Here is a 15,688-nt window from a genome sequence, read left to right as displayed (position 1 = left end):
TGAATCAGCGAGTCGCGCGACTCCATCATGCTGCGGTTGGCGGCCAATGTGAAGCGGCGCCCCCGTATCGGTGCTGATACATGTCGCAAAGCGGACGGGTATCGGTATCACGCGGCCCATTTGCCGGCTCCTGCGCGGGGGACAGAGACGCGGATCGCTATGCGATTGCATTTGCCCGCGCGGTCCCCTTCTTGCACCGCCTGTATGCGGGCCACTCTACAAGCGGCGCTGTCAGGATGGGCCAGTTCCGATCGAGCATCGGCGATGACGAAACGCGCGCCGCCGCAAGCGTGCGCGAAGCCGCCACAGGCCCGCACCGGCGACCGACCGGCGAATGGATGCGCTTGGCGGAAGAGGCGGCGCGACCGCTGATCGTGGGTACGCCGGTATGCACGGTTACGGTCGACCAGCAGCTGCTCATTCGCGACGTCGACGCCGCTGGCGCCGCGTGGGCCGAACTCGACAGCGTCGAGCAGGCGCGCGACCGCTCGCTACTCGATTTCGTCGCCCCCGAGTTCCGTGAGGCGGTCAAAGGTGCGGCCGCACTGGTCTTCGGCGGCGCGGTTCACCACTTCCGCACGGCAGCGATCACCGCCAAGGGACGCCGGCGCATCGTCGAGGCGTGCGCCAGTCTTGACCCCGCCTCGGCGGCGGGCGAGCCAACGGCGACCGTCAGCGTGTACGACATGACCGAGCTCAGTATGGTCGAAGCCGAGCGCGACCTGCTGGCCTCGATCGTGCGCGCGGCGCACGACGCGATAATCAGCGTCTCGCGCGAGGAACAAATCACGAGCTGGAACCCCGCCGCCGAACAGCTTTACGGCTACAGCGCGCACGAGGCGCTGGGCCGGGGCTTCGACCTGTTCGTCCCCCACGAGGGGCTCGCGCAGGTCCGCGCGGAAGCGGCGCGCGTGCTCGCGAACGGGCGCCCAACGGCCTACGAACAACGCCGGCGCCGGCGCAACGGCGAATGGTTCGACGTGTGGGTGGTGATCTCGCCAACCTACGACGCCGCCGGCAACATCACCGGCACCGCCGGGGTCGCCCGTGACATCACGCGCCAGAAGGAGATCGAGCACGCGCTGCGCGAGGCGCAGGCCTACACCCGCGGCCTGGTCGAGGCTTCGCTCGACGCGCTGCTGGTCAGCGACTCCGACGCCATACTGATCGACGTCAACGAGCAGGCAGTGCGCTTGACCGGCTATTCGCGCGACGAGCTGATTGGTATCGAACTGCCCTCGATTTTTATCGATCCGGAGCGCGCGCGCCGGCTGGTCGAGGAGGCGCTGGCGAAGGGCGCGGTGCGCGAGGCCGAACTCGACCTGCTGACCAAGAGCACCGAGGCGCTGGCGGTCTCGCTCAACGCCGCGGTCTATCGCGACCCCGAGGGCAAGGTGCGCGGGGTGGTGATCAGCGCGCGCGACATCGCCGAGCGCCGGCGCGCCGAGCGCGAACGCTCGCTGCTGGCCGCGATCGTCAACTCTTCGGGTGACGCGATCTACAGCGTCGGACCCGACCTGAGGATCAGCACCTGGAATGCGGCGGCCGAGCGGCTGTTCGGCTATGCGGCCGCCGAAGTCGTCGGGCGCAGCGCCAAGCTGCTGGTGCCGCTCGACTTGCGCGGCGAGTTCGACGCTCATTTTGCTCGCCTGCGCAAGTCCGGCGAAAGCCTGCGCTACGAAACTCGCTGGCTGCGCAAGGACGGCGCCAGCCTCGACGTCTCGGTGGTCGCCTCGCCGATCTTCGACGCCGAACGGCAACTGGTCGCGGTGTCGGTGATCGCGCGCGACATCGGCGAGCGCCAGCGGATCGAGGCCGAGCTGACCGCGGCGCGCGACGCCGCATTGGCCGCCGCACAGGCCCGCGAGAACTTCCTTGCCAACATGAGCCACGAGATCCGCACGCCGCTCAATTCGATCATCGGGATGACCGGGCTGTTGCTCGACACGCCGCTTGGCCCCGAGCAGCTGGAGTACGTGCGCGACGTGCGCGACAGCGGCGAGGCGCTGCTCGGCATCGTCAACGACATCCTCGATTTTTCCCGCATCGCCAGCGGCCGCCTGGTTTTCGAGGAGATCGACTTCGAGCTGACGGCGGTGGTCGAAGCTGCGGCCGAGATGGTGGCCGAACGCGCGCGCCACAAGGGACTCGCGCTGAGCGTGTCGCTTGATCCTGACACACCGCGCCTGCTGTGCGGCGATCCCGGCCGCCTGCGCCAGGCGCTGCTAAACCTGCTCGACAACGCGGTCAAGTTCACCGAACGCGGCGAAATCGCGGTGCACGTCAGCAAAGTCAGCGAGAGCGCGTCCGACGCGTTGCTGCGCTTCGAGGTGCGCGACACCGGAATTGGCATCGCCGAGGAGAAACTGCCGCTGCTCTTCAAGCCCTTCAGCCAGGTTGACGCCTCGACCACGCGACAGTTCGGCGGCACCGGGCTCGGCCTGTCGATCATGCGCGCGCTGGTGGAGCGGATGCATGGCAGCGTGGGGGTGACGAGCAAGCCAGGCCACGGCTCGACTTTCTTCTTCACCGCGCGCTTTGCTCGCCAGGCCAAAAGCGTGCGCAGCGCGCCGGAACCGTTCCCCGCGATGGCAGGCCGGCGGGTGCTGATCGTGGACGATGACGCAGACAGCCGCGAAGCTCTCGCGCGCCAGATCGCGGCGTGGGGGATGGCGCCGGCGACGGCCGCCGACGCCGAGACCGCGCTCGAGACGCTGCGCGCGGCGGCACGCGGCGAGCGGTTCGACGCCGCGCTCATCGACCTCGTCATGCCGGGCACCGACGGCATCGAGCTCGCCCGCCGAATCGGCGACGACCCGGCGATCGCGAAAATCCCCATTATCGTCATCTCGTCGGCGGGGCCGATGAGCGAATTCGCCGGGCGTCTGCGCGGCGTCGAGATCAGCGCCTGGCTGACGAAGCCCCTCCAGCAATCGCCCCTTTACAACGAGCTTGCAACCGCGATCGCACAGAGCGAAGAGCGCCGCACGCCTCGCCAAGCGGCGTCTGCGCCGGGGCCCGCACCGTGGGCGACCGGCGAGGTCGCCCGCGCCCTGGCCGCGCGCAAGCTGCGCGCGCTGGTCGCCGAGGACAACCCGATCAACCAGAAGCTGGCGCGGCTGCAACTAAGAAAGCTCGGCATCCAGGCCGACACGGTCGCCAACGGGCGCGAGGCGCTCGAAGCCGTCCTGCACGTGCCCTACGACGTGGTCCTGATGGACTGCCAGATGCCGGAGATGGACGGTTACCAGGCGACGCGCGAGATTCGCCGGCGCGAGCACGCGAAGCGGCGGACCAGGATCGTCGCGATGACTGCGCACGCGCTCGCCGGCGATCGCGAAAAATGCCTCGCCGCCGGGATGGACGATTACCTGAGCAAGCCGGTGAAGGCCGAGGAGCTGGCGGCCGTGCTGGGGCGAGTCTTTAACCTGCAACCGCAGGGGGAATCGGAGCCACCCGCCGGCGCAGAGCCGGCGATGCGGCAAATCACGCACAACGGATCGCAGCCGACGGCGCTCGCCCAAAGCGCAGCGCTGACGGCATCAGCGAATGTGGAGGTCGCTATGCAATCGCATCCAGCCCAAGAGACCGAGCCCGCGCTCGATTGCGCCACGCTCGAGGAGTTGCGCGCCGAAGGCGCGGATCTGCTGGCGGAGTTATTCGACTTGTTCGACGCCGAGGCGCCGGCAGGAGTCCAAAAAATCAGCGAAGCCCTGGAACGCGGCGACCTGAAGACCGCCGGCATCCAGGCCCATCGGCTCAAGGGCAGCGCCGCGGGGCTCGGGGCCAAGCGCTTGCAGGAGCTGTGCAGTGCGGTCGAGCAGGCGACACGGGCAGAGCGGGCCGACGAAGCGCGCGCGATGTTCGAGCGGATGAGCTCCGAATGCGCGCGCGTACGCGAGGCAATCGCGGCCGAGCGCGGCGCAGCAGCGAAGCGGGCGGCGCCGCGTGGCGGCGAAGCTCAAGGCGCCGCATCCTCCACCGCCGGCGGCAACCGCGGCGCCAAGCGCGGCGCTGGTCAGTAGCAGGCGCCGCCCTGGCCGGCGGGGGTCCAGCGGACATCGCGGGCCGCGTAAGGCCACACAGGATCGCGCGCTCTCGAACTTCGCCGCAATCTGTAGGAGGATGCGGTAAGCGAAACGGCAACGCGGGAGGTGCGGCACGATGGCGAGCGAGGACCTGTCGGGCATCGGCGAAGCGATCCGCAAGGCCAGCGAGGCGTACGTCGAGGCGCTCACGGCGGTAACCCGGGCGCTCACCAGGCTCACGGCGCAGGCCGGCGGTCCCGAGCGCGAGCGGATGGTCGAGGACTGGCTGCGCATCGCGCGGATGAGCAAGGACGGCGTCGTCGGCGCGCTCGAGCAGGGCTTCGAGCTCTGGGAGCGCGAGGTGCGCCGGATGGCCGCGGGCGGATCGGGCGGCGCGCGCAAGGCGGCCAACCCGATCGAAGCGTGGGCCGAAAACTGGCGCAAAGCGACCGAGACGTTCGCCGGTTCGAGCGCGCTGGTGGCCGAGGCGCGCAAGCAGGCCGAGGCCGTGCAGGAGATGTTGCAGCAGAGCCTGCGCGCATGGCAGCGGCTGTGGGAGCCGCCGAACAAATCCTGAACCGCTGCGGCCGAAACGCGGATCACGCGCGGGGCCGCGGTGTCGCTCGGGTCATCGCCGCCCCAGGCGCGACCACAGCGCGCGGCGCATCACGCCCGCTGGCGGCGCGACGCCGTTGAACAGTTCGAAAGCCAGCTCGCCCTGCCTCACCAGCATTCCGGCGCCGTCCGCGTGCGGCCGCCCAAGCGCGATCGCCGGCCGCAAAAACGGCGTCGGCCTCGCCGCATAGATCAAGTCGTAAAAGAAGCATCCGCGCGGCGTGCGCGCATAATCGAGCCGCGCGAAGCCCGCCGAGGTAAGCCCCATCGGCGTCGCGTTCAGGATCGCCGCCGCCTCCGCAAGCAGCGCCGGGTCAACCAGCGCGTCGAGGCCGCGCGGCTTGAGCGCGGTGCGCCTGAGCGTGCGCGGCAGACGCGCGCCCAGCCGGCGCGCGAGCGCGCCGGCGCGTGCCGGTCTGCGATTGGCGATGACGACCTCCGTGGCGCCGCGGCGCAGGCAGGCAAGGACGGCGGCGCCCGCCGCACCACCGGCGCCGATCACAATGGCGAGCCCGCGGCCGAGCCCGACGCCGAGCGCTTCGAGGTCGCACTCCAGCCCGCGCGCATCGGTGTTGTCGCCCCAGAGTCCCCCCGGGCGGTTGGCAATGCAGTTGATTGCGCCGAGCAGACGCGCCTCGGCACTCAGCCGCGCGACCATCCGCACCGCCCGCTCCTTGTGCGGGACGGTCAGGTTGACTCCGGCGATTCCCAGCGCCGGGATCGCGCGCACGGCCGCGGCCAGCATCGGCGGCGTGACGTGGAACGCCGCGTATACGCGATCCATCCCGAGCGCCGCGTAGGCCGCGTTATGCATCGCGGGCGAGAGCGAATGCTCGACCGGGTCGCCAAAGATCGCGGTCAGGCGGGTCGCGCCGCCGATCGGGGCGACGGGACGCAGGCGGCTGCGCGGCTCAGCCACTTCCGATGTGGGCGCGGGCGGCGCGCACCTCCTCCGCCGTGTACAGCCAGCGGTACTCAAGCCTGGCAGCGGCGAAGGCGGCGGCCGCGCCTTCTCCGCGCTCGACCAGCGCGAAGGCGTGGGTGACCGTAGCACCGGCGTCGCGCAGCGCGGCGACGGCTTGCAGGCTGGAGCCGCCGGTCGTAATCGTGTCGTCGATCACGGCGGTGCGCAGCTCCTTGCGGAAGGCGCCCTCGATCTGCTGCTGCAGGCCGTGGGCCTTGGTTTCCTTGCGCACAAAGAAGCCGCGCAGCTCGACCGAGTGGCGATGGGCCGCGGCGATGATCGCGTCGGTGACGGGCAGCGCGCCGGCCGCCATCCCGCCGATCTGCTCGACGCCCTCGGCGCGCACCAGCGCGAGCATCAACTCGCCGGCGAGGTAAGCGCCGCGCGGCAGATAGAGGGTGCGCTTGCAGTCGATGTAATAGTTCGACGCGCGCCCGGAGGCGAGCGTGAGCGCGGCGCGCTCGAAGTACGACTCGCGGGCGAGCAGGGAGAGCAACTCAGCGCGTTCGGCCGGGTCCATGGTCTTTGCGCGCGATCTTATCCGCCGCGCGGCTGGACACAAGAGTGGGGCGGGCGGCTCTCGGGGGGCAGCGGAAAGCGTGCCGACGCGAGGGCGTCCTGATAGAATTGGCTGCCATGTTCTTCGCGCCGTTCCTGCTCATCTACTGGTTCATCTTCCTCGCTATCGTTATCTTCCTGTTTGCGATGCTGGGAGTGGGCGCGATCAATTACGCCCTCCAAGCGCTCGGCCTGCCGCCCAACGCCGCCTTCTATGCGCTGTTGGCGAGCCTGCTCGGCAGCTACATCAATATCCCGATCACGCGCATCGAAGGCAGCGCGCCGTACCCGGTCGAGATCGTCAGCCACTATGGCATCCGCTACCGGGTGCCGCTCCATCTGGCGTCGGGCAACTCGACGGTGATCGCGCTCAACGTGGGCGGTGCGATCGTCCCGCTATGCATCACCGCGTGGGTGCTCGCGAGCCATCCCGAGATCTTCCTGTGGGCGATCGTGGGTACCGTGATCGTGACCTTGGTTGTGCATCGCGCGGCCCGTCCAATCCCGGGAGTAGGCATTGCAACGCCGCTCTTCGTCCCGCCGATTATCGCGGCGATCGTGGGATGGGTCTTCGGCGGCGGCTTCTACCATCACGCAAGCGCCATCGCCTACGTCAGCGGCGTGATGGGAACGCTTATCGGTGCCGATCTGATGAACCTCGGCCGACTAAGCGAGCTTGGTGCGCCGGTCGCCTCGATCGGCGGCGCGGGCACCTTCGACGGAATTTTCCTGACCGGCATCGTCGCAGTGCTGTTGGCCTGACAACCGTCGATCGCCGAATCGAGAGTGGAGGGGGAACCATGAAGACGACGGCGATGTTCGTTATGGCTTGGGGAGGAGTACTGGCCGTAGGACTTGGCGCATTGGCGCTCGCCGCCGAGGCGCCAACGGTTGGCGCCATCCAGCAAGGCGCGGCCTTTTTAGCGGCTACGCCCAGGGCGCAGCAACTGGCGCGCCACGACAAAGACAACGACTACGTCGAGCCTGAGAGCGAACCCTACGTCCCGCCCCAGGGCAAGCGACACCAGCACAACAAGCGCAAGGCCAAACGCGTCGAGGCCGAGGAAAACTACGCCGGACCATTTTTCCGCCCCGCCCACGCGGGCTACTTCCGCAAGTGTTACGAGGGCGCGGACCTGAGCGCCCTGCCGCCGGGACTACAAAAGCACGTCGAGAAAACGGGCCATCTGCCGCCCGGCCTCGAAAGACATCTGGAGCGCAACGGCACGCTGCCGCCGGGACTGCAGAAGCGGATGTCGCCGGCCAATCCGTGCGTGCTCGGCCACCTGGGGCCATTGCCGCCGAACTCGCGGCTGTACATGCTTGGGCACGATGCCTACCTGATCAATTACCACACGCAGCGGATACTCGACATTTTCCGCGGCGCATATTGACCAACCTCCTAAGCGGACGGTCCGACAGGATGATGGCGCGCTCAGGCGGGTTTGAACTTGACCAGCGTATGCTCGGGCGTGACGTCGTCGAAGCAAACGGCGACCGGCATCCCGATCCGCACGTTCTCCGGCGGCGCCTCGATATTGGTCGTCATCCGCACGCCCTCGTCGAGCTCGACGATCGCCAGCACGTAGGGCCGGTCGAAGGCGCGGCTCGAGGCGCGGCGCACCACGGTGTAGCTGTACACCTTGCCGCGCCCGCTCACCCGCTCCCATCCGAGACGCTCGGAAAAGCAGTGCGGGCAGCGCTCGCGCGGGTAGTAGATGAACTTGCGGCAATTGCCGCAGCGCTGGAGGGTGAGTTCGTGGCGCCGCGCGGCGGCCCAGAAGGGCGCGCTGGTTGGCGTCGGCCTGGGTAGGGGTTTGCGATACTCGCTCATGAGCGGCGCTCCAGGATGAGGCTGGCCTGCTCGCTCATGATTCCGCCGTTGCCGTTGACGTAGGCGAGCCGGGCATTTTTGACCTGGCGCTCGCCGCCGCGGCCCATGAGTTGGCGCACCGCCTCAGTGACGTGACTCATCCCGCCGCCCAGTCCGGGCTGGCCGAAGGAGAGCTGCCCGCCATGCGTGTTGCACGGGAAGTCTCCCGACCACGATAGATCGCGCTCCCACACGAACGGGCCGCCCTGCCCTTTCTTGCAGAAGCCAGCGTCCTCGAGGGTCACGATCACCGTGATCGTGTAGCAATCGTAGGGACAGACGAGGTCGATGTCCTTGTTCGCGACGCCCGCCATCTTGAACGCGGCCTCGGCCGCAGGCTTGACCGGCGAATCGGTAAGCGACGGCGCGTAGGTGATCGTCGCATGGTTGGAGTACTCCCCGGCGCCGAGCAGCCATATGGGCGGATGCTGGGCGCCGCGCGCGACCTCGGGCGAGGCGACGACCACCGCCGAGCCGCCGCTGCACGGGCTGACGATCTCGAACAGGTGCAGCGGATCGACAATCATGCGCGAGTTGAGCACGTCGGCGATGGTAAGCTCGCGGTCGTTGAAGGTCGCGAGCGGATTCTTGACCGCGTTGCGACGCTGATCGACGGCGACCTTCGCCATCTGCTCGGGCGTAGTGCCGTACTCGTACATGTGGCGTTGCGCGATCATTGCGTAGCCGCAGTTTGCCCCGATATTGCCGTAAGGTGCCTCGAACTCGCGCTGCACCGAAATAACCGGCGGCCGCTGCTCGCCCATCCGGTTGAGATCGCCGACCACGCACAGCACCGCGCGGCACATCCCGGCCTGGATCGCCGCCGCCGCCCGCCATACCATCCCGGCCGGGCTGGCGCCGCCGATATCGACCTGGTTGAGCATCCGCGGGTTGATCCCCATCACTTCGGCGACGCTCGCCGGGTAGAGCATCCCGGGGTCGGCGAACGCCATCCCACACAGGAAGCCGTCGATGTCGCGCGTCTCCAGTCTGGCGTCCGCGATCGCCTCGGCCGCGGCGGCGCTCATCAGGCCGAGCGCGGTCGCGTCCGGCGGGGCATCCTTGGTCGGCTTGAGCTCGCCGATTCCGATTACGGCGGCCGCTCCCTTAAGACTCATCCCACACGCTCCGTTTCGCATCCAAGAGGCTTGGTATCGACTACCACAAAGCGCCTGCGACGGGTAAACGGCGCGATACTGACAGCCGCGCCGCAATCGGATAGCGTGAAGGGATTCACAAGGAGCGTTTTTACGCGATGGCGTTTGTGATGTGTGACGATCACAGCCTCTCGGTCGAGGCTGACGGGATGGACGTGGCGACGGCCAAGCAGAACCTGCTCGGCGCCCCCAAGCCGAACCCGACCCCGATCGAGAAAGAACTCAACGATTTTGGCCGCGAGCACCGCGACTGCAACCTGCGCATCGTTCCCGATTGAGCGCGCGACAAGGCGCGAGCAAGCACCGATGTACGACGCGATCGTAGTGGGTGCACGATGCGCGGGGGCGCCGACGGCGATGCTGCTCGCGCGACGCGGCTATCGTGTGCTGCTGGTGGACCGCGCCACTTTCCCGAGCGACATCATGTCCACCCACTACATCCATCAGCCCGGTGTGGCGCGGCTGGCGCGATGGGGCCTGCTCGACGCGGTGCTGGCCACCAACTGCCCGCCAATCGAGCGTGTCATGCTGGACGCGGCGGAAGTCCGGCTCGAAGGTGCGCCCGCGCCCTTCGACGGCACGCACATCGCGCTCTGTCCGCGGCGAATCGGGCTCGACAAGATTCTGGTGGACGCCGCGGCCCGTGCGGGCGCGGAGGTGCGCCAGGGCTTCGTCGTCAGCGATTTGACCAGCGACGGCGACCGGGTTAGCGGCATCCGCGGACGCGATCTGCGCGGGGGCGCCGAGGCCGTCGAGCGCACGCGAATCGTAGTCGGCGCCGACGGGCCATGGTCGATGGTGGCGCGGACGGTCAAGGCGTCGGAGTACGAGGCGGTCGAGGCGCTGACCTGTGGCTATTACGCGTACTTCAGCGGCGTGCCGATGGAGGCCTGCGAGGTCTATCCGCGCCAGGGATGCGAGATCCTCGGCTTTCCGACCAACGACGCGATGGTCTGCGTGGCGGTCGAGCGGCCGCGCGCCGTCTTCGCACGCTGGCGCGCGGATATCGAAGGCGGCTTTTTCAAGGCGCTCGCGGCGGCGCCCGAGCTATACGAGCGAGTGCGCGCGGGCCGGCGCGAAGAGCGCTTCGTCGGCACCGCTGGGATTCCCAACTATCTGCGCCGGCCGTACGGCTCCGGGTGGGCACTGGTCGGCGACGCCGGCTGCCACAAGGATCCGATCACCGGCTACGGAATCACCGACGCCTTTCGCGACGCCGAACTGCTCGCCGACGCGATTGACGCCGGGCTTGCCGGGCGCGAGCCGATGGAACAGGCGCTCGCGCGTTACGAGAGCGCGCGCAACGCCGCCGTGCTCGATCTGTACCGCTTCACCTGCGCACAGGCGCGACTGGAGGGGCCCTCGGAGATGCTGTTAGCGCTGATGCGGGCGCTGGCCGGCAATTCCGAGGATACCGGCCGCTTCATGGGCGCGATGGCGACCAGCGTGGCCCAGGCCGAGTTTTACGCCCCGGCCAATCTGCTACGCATCATGCGCGCCGGCGGGCGCGCCTAGCAGTGCGCGCCGCGCGCACTCGTATTGACCCCGCTTGGCAGCCGCCGCTAGTATGCCTGCGCGGGGTGGAGCAGTCTGGTAGCTCGCCGGGCTCATAACCCGGAGGTCGTGGGTTCAAATCCCTCCCCCGCAACCACCACACCTTCAACGCGCGTGGATTATCGCCGGCCGGACCGCATCGCTCGGCCGCTGCCGGCGCCGAGTCTTAAATTGCGCCGTGCGTTTGCACGCCCGACTCGTGGTATAAGAATGCGGTCCGGAGTCGGCGGCGACAGCAAGCCGCGGGCGCCTGACTGCTCACAGGCGGTAACAAGATGACGGCGGAAGAACGTAAGCGGCGCGCGATCCGATTCCTCGAAAACTTTAACCATCCCGACCAAAAGGTCTTCGAGCAACTTATCACCGACGACTTCACGTTCGAGATCGTCACCGCGATCAAGGATTTCCCACCTGCCCGCGGCAAGCAGGAGTTTGCCGCAGGCGAAACCGAGCGGCTCAAGGCGCTCTTCCCCGACGGGCTCAAGATGAAGATCGGCACCGTCATCTGCGAAGGGCCACACGTCGCGGTGCAGGCGGAGGCCGACACGGTGGCGATGAACGGGCGGTCGTACAAGCAGCGCTACCATTTTTACCTGCGCTTCGAGGGCGACCTGATCGCCGAGGGCCGCGAATATAACGACACCAACCTCGTGCGCGAGGTGTTCCTGACCTGAGGCGGCGGCCCGTGGCCAACCATACGGTCGTCCACGGGCGGCCCTTCGGCGCCTAATGAAGCCGGCGGACGCGGCTATTCATGCGGCACCGTCCCCGCCGGCGCCTGCGTCGGGATGGCCGAATTGAAGTAGTAGCTACCAACGTACCAGCACGGCGGATTGGTCCCATTGTTGGGATAACCGGCGTTGCGCCAGCCAGAGACGATGTCCGAGTAGATCATCGCCTGGTAATCGCAACCGGTGCCGCCCGGGCAACTGTACGAGGAACCCGAGAACCAGCTCTCGACCGCATTTGCCATCGAGTTCGGCGGGGTCTCGCCCGTGATCCCAATCGAGCAACCCGCTTGCGCGCAGTGGAACGAAGCCCAGCGGGTGGCGAAGAAGAAGTCGGCATTGTAGCAGGTGCTCTCGCGCGCCAGATTGGAGTTGGCCAGGACCAGTGCCGACCATCCGTGGTTGGCGCCACGGTCGGCGACCTGGAAGACGCCCGAACTGGTCCCGTTATCCCCCAGCGAGGTGTTCTTCCAATCGCCCTCGTCGCAGGCCTCGGCGTAGCCGTACTCGGGGTTGAAGCCCCACTTGTTGGCCGCCCACTGAATGATCTCGGCAGTGGTCGGATTCTGGATCGGGCAGGCTCCGTCCACACGCTTCATCACCGTCGCCATTGCGCCTGACCAGTACTGGTTAACTGCGCTGAGCTGGTTGAGATAGTTCTGCTGGTCGGCGGCACTGTCCGCCACGTGGTCCTGGTAGTAGCGGTTGGCCGCGATGTCAGCGCTGCTCGCCACGTTGGTTTCCACCGTGGCCATCGTCACCGAGGCCGCCTGGCGATCATCGAGCAGCGGACCGAAGCCCGCGTTGACTGTGCCGCCAGTGCCCATTGTTGCGTTGGGATCGTCATAACTCCCGTAAGCCTGAGACGGATATGACTTGGCGTTGTAGGTTCCCGCGATTATCGCGCTCGGATCGCCGGTGACGTCGAACAACGGCTGCCCAGCGTCTATCGCCGGCAGCATCGTCACGAGCCCGGATACCGGCGAGTCTGGCGTCGGAGTCGGCGTCGCTGTCGAAGGGGACGCCGAGAGCGAGACGGTCACGCTCACGTTCTGGCTGGTCGCGCATTCGAAGCCGGTTGGGCTGTTAGCCGTATGCGCATGAATTGCGATGTTATGCGCGCCGGAGGAAAACGAGGCAGGCGAAAACACGCAGGTGCCGAAGTTGCAGTCCGCGATATGCTTGCCGTCCACGTACAGCGAATCATACCAGGCCAGTCCCTCGCACTGCGCCGTCGAGTCGTCGTCGGCAACCGTGGTGTCGGCCGAAATGACCATTCCGTCGGCGGGCGCGCTGATAGTGATGGTCTGCGGCAGCGCGCTCGGCGTGGCCGTAGCAGTCGGCGACGCAGTCGCCGCCGGGTTGCTGACCTCGACGCCAACCCAGGCCGTGCCGATTGGCGTGGTCCCGCCCTTCTGGAAGGCCCTGACCATCAGGGTATGCAAGCCGTTGGCAACGGCAGTCGAATCCCAACTGAAATTGCCTGAAGCCGAGGTTACCGCCGTCCCGTCAACCATCAACTGATCCCAATAAACGTCTGGACCCAGCGTGACGTTGATCGCGATCATACCACTTACAATCTGGCCGCTGGGCGGCGAATTGATGGTTATCTCGTTGCCGACATTTGTCGGAATCGGTGTCGGCGTGGCGGTCGGCGTGGGCTTGCGCCTGATGCGACGTCCCGCGCCGCTCGCCGTTCCCGAACTCAAACTTAACATCAACAGCGCCGCGCTCGCGGCGACGAAGAGCCCAACGGCGCGGCCGTCGGACCGGTAGAACGCTGCCATTCTTCCCCCCCCCAGAAAACGCGCACACCCGCCCATAGCGAGCAGTCAAAAGCACCGTGCGCTACGCGCGCAGGCCACAACCGCTCGGCCAGCGCGGTTCACCCTACCGCAGGGCGACCGCTTCAGCCGCTGTCGAACACGCCTTGGTGTGCGGGCGCATCCGCAGGCCGGGTAGCTACCGGCCGTGAGCGAGGGGCTTCTTCAGAGAAGACACGTCACGCTTTCTGGAATCAGGTTTATTGAAGGTTTCCCCTCTTTGAGCCCTTCTGAAGCAGTAAAAGTGCCAACACACTGCATCAGCTTAAGTTGCGATCTTTAACTATATTACTTTTACTAAACTGCCCTTATTGATCCTAAAACATGGACTCTGAGCAACCCCAATTAATATCGTTTAAACTTTTGATTCCGTTTTGCATCACTCGCTGCTGCGGTTCTGCATGGCAACTGGATGCAACCCGGCAATGGACCATGCGTTCAGATTGTCTCGGCCTGCTTGGGAGGCTCGACGTTTGACCCGCTTCCTCGCCCGAGACGGCGATCAAGGTCCGGCAAGCAAAACCCGCCGGCCGATGCTACTGAATCTGTCTACTAGCTAACGGCTAGTAGATATCTACTACTGTTTGAATCTTTCTCGCGTCATGAATTCGGTTAGAACTCGTACGCAACTCTTATCCGGATAAATCAGAACTGCGCAAAACTGACCGAGAATGGAAGATTCGGCGCGGTAAACATTTCATCGGTGTATTGTTAACGTAGGTCGCTATTGTGGGCTAATCTCCGCTAGTACAGGATTCCGTCGCCTTCTTGGAGCACACCAGCTTGGGCATGCCCCTTGCTCGCAGATGCGCGACACTCCACCTTCCACACCAGGTTGAGCCCAGCTTCAACCAAAGATCACAGCCGTGGTGGTCGGGAGGGGGCGGTGGTTGGGAACCATGGCCGCGGTATTGTGCAGCGAGACGTTGACGGCTCGTCAGGAATGCCTGCGAAGCCGGGCGCCGCTATGGCTCGCGGCGATCGCGGTGTTCATCCGATCGATTGGACTGTTTCGCTCGGACCTCGGCTTCGCGCTGCTGCCCGATGATTCCTTCGAATACCTGGAACTCGCCCGCGGTATGTTACATGGATGCGGCTTCGCTCGCCTGCTCGACGGCGCTTGCGAATCCCCCGAAATTCTTCGCACGCCCGGCTACCCGTTGTTGCTCACCACGTTGCCCGATACGCGATGGATTATCGCGGCGCAGGCGCTGCTCGCGGGCGTGACCTGCTGGCTGGTCGCGACATGGGTGCGACGGCGATGGAGCCCGGCGGCCGCGGTTCTGGCCGAAGCGGTAGTGGCCTTCGACTTGCCCTCGATCGTGATGGCGAACGCGGTGATGCCGGAGACTTTGTTTCAGCTGGCGGTGGTGCTCGCCGTCGTGCCGGGACTGATGCTTGCGACGCGGCCGCGCCACGACTTTGCGCTGGCGTTGACGACCGGCATCGCCGGCGCCTGCGCGATCCTGGTGCGGCCGATTGCGATCCTGTTTCCGTTGATTGGCCCGATTCCCTATCTCGCAATACCCTCGCTCAATTGGCGCCGTCGGCTCGCCCTGGCCTCGCTCGCGGCCAGCATTCCCGCGCTCGCGCTTGTTGGCTGGGCGTGGCGCAACTATCAACGCGCCGGCTTTGCAGGACTCTCCACAGTAGGCGCGATCAATCTGTACTACTACCGCGCGGCCGACGTGGCCGCGCGCGAGCGCGGAGCGCGGCTCGAAGCTATGCGTGCGCCGTTCGGCCGCAGGCTGGGCGTGAGTTACGAGCACATTTATGAAGCGGACGTGCAATCAGCGGCCCTGACCGAGCGGATGGAACGGCTTGCGATGGAGCAATTGATGCGTCGGCCGCTCGGCGCACTTGCGATGACCGCGCAGAGCAGCGTTTACCTGGCGCTGACGGCCGTGCGCTCGCCGCTTGCCCGGCTGTTGGGTATCGAGGGTTGGTCGGCAGGCAACGGTCTTAACGCGGGCGCGCCCAGCCTGACACGGTTTGCAGCCGTCGTGCGCAAACTGTGGCGGTCCCCCCTGCTGGCGGTGCTAGTCGTCGCGCAGCTCTTGATAACGCTGGCGGTATGGGTCGGAGTGGGCCGCGCGCTCAGCCGATGCCTTAACGCGGACCGCGAGTATCGCCTCTGGACGCTGTACTTGACCGGCACCGCGATACTCCTGCTCGTGCTGGCGGCGGGCGGCGAGGCATCGGCGCGATTCCGGGTGCCTGCGATACCGTTGCTCGGGATCGTGGCCGCGCTCGGCTATCTGCCCGGCGGCGGATTTCATGCTCGGGCGGAAGCTATGAAACGAGGAGGAAGGCTGGCGATCGCAACGCGTTCGCCGCGCTGGAAGCCATTCGCTACCAGCGCTTCTTCGGCTGATTGTTAGGAGGGGG

General features: G+C 66.8%; 13 protein-coding genes and 1 tRNA gene. 9 read left to right on the top strand and 5 right to left on the bottom strand.

Features of this window, described 5'->3' with window-relative positions; all coding sequences use genetic code 11:
• Positions 1 to 236: 236 nt before the first annotated feature.
• Complete coding sequence (locus VFB33_08840; protein HZO81788.1) at positions 237 to 4,025, top strand: PAS domain S-box protein; 3,789 nt, start codon at positions 237 to 239, stop codon at positions 4,023 to 4,025.
• Between the two features lie 139 nt (positions 4,026 to 4,164).
• Entirely contained in the window at positions 4,165 to 4,605 is a 441-nt protein-coding gene (locus tag VFB33_08835; protein HZO81787.1) for a hypothetical protein, read from the top strand.
• A gap of 51 nt (positions 4,606 to 4,656) precedes the next feature.
• On the opposite strand, the gene VFB33_08830 is transcribed toward VFB33_08835, so the two are convergent.
• Both VFB33_08830 and pyrE read right to left on the bottom strand, forming a co-directional pair.
• Positions 4,657 to 5,562, bottom strand: a complete 906-nt coding sequence (locus VFB33_08830) for a shikimate dehydrogenase (GenBank protein HZO81786.1) — start codon at positions 5,560 to 5,562, stop codon at positions 4,657 to 4,659.
• Entirely contained in the window at positions 5,555 to 6,127 is a 573-nt protein-coding gene (gene pyrE / locus VFB33_08825) for an orotate phosphoribosyltransferase (protein ID HZO81785.1), read from the bottom strand. The genes VFB33_08830 and pyrE overlap by 8 nt, the downstream gene beginning before the upstream one ends.
• A gap of 116 nt (positions 6,128 to 6,243) precedes the next feature.
• Between pyrE and VFB33_08820 the strand changes: the two genes are divergently transcribed.
• Together VFB33_08820 and VFB33_08815 are read left to right on the top strand one after the other, a co-directional pair.
• The gene (locus VFB33_08820) at positions 6,244 to 6,927 is read left to right on the top strand and encodes a DUF1614 domain-containing protein (protein ID HZO81784.1); all 684 of its coding nucleotides are present in this window, start codon (positions 6,244 to 6,246) and stop codon (positions 6,925 to 6,927) included.
• Positions 6,928 to 6,965: 38 nt separating this feature from the next.
• Positions 6,966 to 7,559, top strand: a complete 594-nt coding sequence (locus VFB33_08815) for a hypothetical protein (GenBank protein ID HZO81783.1) — start codon at positions 6,966 to 6,968, stop codon at positions 7,557 to 7,559.
• A 41-nt stretch (positions 7,560 to 7,600) separates the two neighbouring features.
• Here VFB33_08815 and VFB33_08810 read toward each other — a convergent pair whose 3' ends face one another.
• Both VFB33_08810 and VFB33_08805 read right to left on the bottom strand, forming a co-directional pair.
• Positions 7,601 to 7,999, bottom strand: coding sequence for a Zn-ribbon domain-containing OB-fold protein (locus VFB33_08810; protein HZO81782.1), 399 nt, complete (start codon positions 7,997 to 7,999; stop codon positions 7,601 to 7,603).
• The gene (locus VFB33_08805) at positions 7,996 to 9,156 is read right to left on the bottom strand and encodes a thiolase family protein (GenBank protein ID HZO81781.1); all 1,161 of its coding nucleotides are present in this window, start codon (positions 9,154 to 9,156) and stop codon (positions 7,996 to 7,998) included. The genes VFB33_08810 and VFB33_08805 overlap by 4 nt, the downstream gene beginning before the upstream one ends.
• A gap of 137 nt (positions 9,157 to 9,293) precedes the next feature.
• Between VFB33_08805 and VFB33_08800 the strand changes: the two genes are divergently transcribed.
• The 4 genes from VFB33_08800 (at position 9,294) to VFB33_08785 (ending at position 11,423) form a co-directional block, all read left to right on the top strand.
• On the top strand, positions 9,294 to 9,473 hold the full coding sequence (locus VFB33_08800) for a hypothetical protein (protein ID HZO81780.1): 180 nt from the start codon (positions 9,294 to 9,296) through the stop codon (positions 9,471 to 9,473).
• Between the two features lie 28 nt (positions 9,474 to 9,501).
• Entirely contained in the window at positions 9,502 to 10,710 is a 1,209-nt protein-coding gene (locus VFB33_08795) for an NAD(P)/FAD-dependent oxidoreductase (GenBank protein HZO81779.1), read from the top strand.
• A gap of 59 nt (positions 10,711 to 10,769) precedes the next feature.
• A tRNA-Met gene (locus VFB33_08790) sits at positions 10,770 to 10,846 on the top strand.
• A 178-nt stretch (positions 10,847 to 11,024) separates the two neighbouring features.
• Positions 11,025 to 11,423, top strand: a complete 399-nt coding sequence (locus VFB33_08785) for a nuclear transport factor 2 family protein (protein HZO81778.1) — start codon at positions 11,025 to 11,027, stop codon at positions 11,421 to 11,423.
• Between the two features lie 74 nt (positions 11,424 to 11,497).
• Here the strand turns inward: VFB33_08785 and VFB33_08780 are convergent, their stop codons facing one another.
• Positions 11,498 to 13,264, bottom strand: coding sequence for a hypothetical protein (locus VFB33_08780; GenBank protein HZO81777.1), 1,767 nt, complete (start codon positions 13,262 to 13,264; stop codon positions 11,498 to 11,500).
• A gap of 935 nt (positions 13,265 to 14,199) precedes the next feature.
• On the opposite strand from VFB33_08780, the gene VFB33_08775 reads away from it, so the two are divergent.
• Entirely contained in the window at positions 14,200 to 15,681 is a 1,482-nt protein-coding gene (locus tag VFB33_08775; protein HZO81776.1) for a hypothetical protein, read from the top strand.
• Positions 15,682 to 15,688 lie beyond the last annotated feature (7 nt).

The organism is Candidatus Binataceae bacterium (assembly GCA_035650475.1).
Classification (GTDB): domain Bacteria; phylum Desulfobacterota; class Binatia; order Binatales; family Binataceae; genus JAKAVN01.
Note: the sequence above shows the minus strand (reverse complement) of the source record. Positions and strands in the feature narration are given on the sequence as shown.

Excerpts from the sequence above, each read along its gene's own strand:
- VFB33_08795 (HZO81779.1), top strand. The coding sequence starts at position 9,502 with ATGTACGACGCGATCGTAGTGGGTGCACGATGCGCGGGGGCGCCGACG.
- VFB33_08820 (HZO81784.1), top strand. The coding sequence starts at position 6,244 with ATGTTCTTCGCGCCGTTCCTGCTCATCTACTGGTTCATCTTCCTCGCT.
- VFB33_08780 (HZO81777.1), bottom strand. The coding sequence starts at position 13,264 with ATGGCAGCGTTCTACCGGTCCGACGGCCGCGCCGTTGGGCTCTTCGTC.
- pyrE (HZO81785.1), bottom strand. The coding sequence starts at position 6,127 with ATGGACCCGGCCGAACGCGCTGAGTTGCTCTCCCTGCTCGCCCGCGAG.
- VFB33_08840 (HZO81788.1), top strand. The coding sequence starts at position 237 with ATGGGCCAGTTCCGATCGAGCATCGGCGATGACGAAACGCGCGCCGCC.
- VFB33_08835 (HZO81787.1), top strand. The coding sequence starts at position 4,165 with ATGGCGAGCGAGGACCTGTCGGGCATCGGCGAAGCGATCCGCAAGGCC.
- VFB33_08775 (HZO81776.1), top strand. The coding sequence starts at position 14,200 with ATGGCCGCGGTATTGTGCAGCGAGACGTTGACGGCTCGTCAGGAATGC.
- VFB33_08815 (HZO81783.1), top strand. The coding sequence starts at position 6,966 with ATGAAGACGACGGCGATGTTCGTTATGGCTTGGGGAGGAGTACTGGCC.
- VFB33_08805 (HZO81781.1), bottom strand. The coding sequence starts at position 9,156 with ATGAGTCTTAAGGGAGCGGCCGCCGTAATCGGAATCGGCGAGCTCAAG.
- VFB33_08800 (HZO81780.1), top strand. The coding sequence starts at position 9,294 with ATGGCGTTTGTGATGTGTGACGATCACAGCCTCTCGGTCGAGGCTGAC.
- VFB33_08810 (HZO81782.1), bottom strand. The coding sequence starts at position 7,999 with ATGAGCGAGTATCGCAAACCCCTACCCAGGCCGACGCCAACCAGCGCG.
- VFB33_08785 (HZO81778.1), top strand. The coding sequence starts at position 11,025 with ATGACGGCGGAAGAACGTAAGCGGCGCGCGATCCGATTCCTCGAAAAC.